Source organism: Paenisporosarcina sp. P4_E4_2 (assembly GCF_056401595.1).
On the sequence record NZ_JBFUJC010000520.1, the window covers coordinates 1 to 1,411 of the forward strand.

The following is a 1,411-nucleotide window of genomic DNA, read 5'->3' on the forward strand; positions in this document are numbered from 1 at the left end:
TATGGAGCCTGAACATTCGATGCAGCTCAGCCTGTTTGAAGCGGAAAAGTGGCGCAAGCGAAAGCTGGGTTCAGCCATGGATCACATTCGCAGCAAATATGGTTCGGCCGCTTTACTGCGTGCCGTTTCCTATACAGACGCCGGAACAGCCCGAGCTCGTTCCAAGTTAATCGGGGGACATAAAGCCGAATAAAAAAAGAGGGAGCTGTTACACCCCGGCCATTCTAGTATGGCCGGGGAGTGGGCGATATAAGAAAATCCACATCGCTTATTCGAACTATTTCCTAATCCGAATAATTTCCATTTCGTATCTTCTCTAAATTCCGAACATTTGCTAAACTAATAAAGTCTGAAAAAAAGAATCGGGGGATTACTGCGTGAAAGTATTTTTAGATTTAGGGTGGTTTTTTAAAGAGAGAAAGAAACAGTATATCTTCGGCATCTTGATGCTGATGGTCGTTGCATTTTTGCAACTGCTGCCACCTAAAATAATAGGATATGTCGTCGATGAAATTCGATTGGGTACTTTAACAGGCGAAGCACTTGTGAAATGGCTGCTATTCCTGGCAGGTGCCGCTCTGGCCATGTATATCATTCGTTATTACTGGCGTACAATGATTTTTGGTTCGGCAATTTTACTTGCTCGTCAATTGCGAGAACGTTTATTCCAACATTTTACCCGCATGTCACCTAGGTTTTATCAAAAGCGCCGTGTTGGCGACTTGATGGCACATGCAACCAATGATTTATCAGCCGTTCAACAGACGGCAGGAGCGGGTGTCTTGACGCTAGTCGATTCACTGACTACAGGTGGGTTTGTTATAGCCGCGATGGCAATTACAATCAATTGGAAATTAACGCTCATTGCATTGATTCCCATGCCAATCATGGCGTATTTGACAAATTACTACGGAACGCTGTTGCATAATCGTTTCCACTTTGCCCAGGAAGCCTTCTCGAATTTGAACGATAAAGCACAGGAAAGTATTTCGGGAATCAAAGTCATTAAAACATTTGGTCAGGAAAAAGAAGACATCCAAGACTTTGTACAGTTATCGGATGACGTAGTCGAAAAGAACATACACGTAGCCAAAGTGGATTCACTATTCGATCCAACGATATCGGCAATTGTTGGTACTTCGTTTTTCCTATCAATCGTGTTCGGTGCACGATTTATCATGGCAAATGAAATGTCAATCGGGGATTTAATTGCATTTACTGCCTATMTTGGGTTGCTAGTCTGGCCAATGCTCGCATTCGGCTGGTTATTCAACATTGTTGAACGAGGACGTGCTTCTTACGATCGGATTCGCGAATTGCTTGCCGAACCAATCGATATTGATGACGCGGAACATGCACTAGATGTAAAAGCGCAAGGCGACCTGGATGTTCATATCGATGAATTTAAATT

1 protein-coding gene and 1 pseudogene are annotated in these 1,411 nt (G+C 43.4%); both read left to right on the plus strand.

Features of this window, described 5'->3' with window-relative positions:
- Nucleotides 1-193 (plus strand): annotated as a pseudogene (locus tag AC1DSB_RS19320) (UV damage repair protein UvrX); the annotation flags it as partial.
- A 184-nt stretch (nucleotides 194-377) separates the two neighbouring features.
- The coding region (locus tag AC1DSB_RS19325; protein WP_477587419.1) for an ABC transporter transmembrane domain-containing protein at nucleotides 378-1,411 on the plus strand (1,034 nt) is incomplete at its 3' end.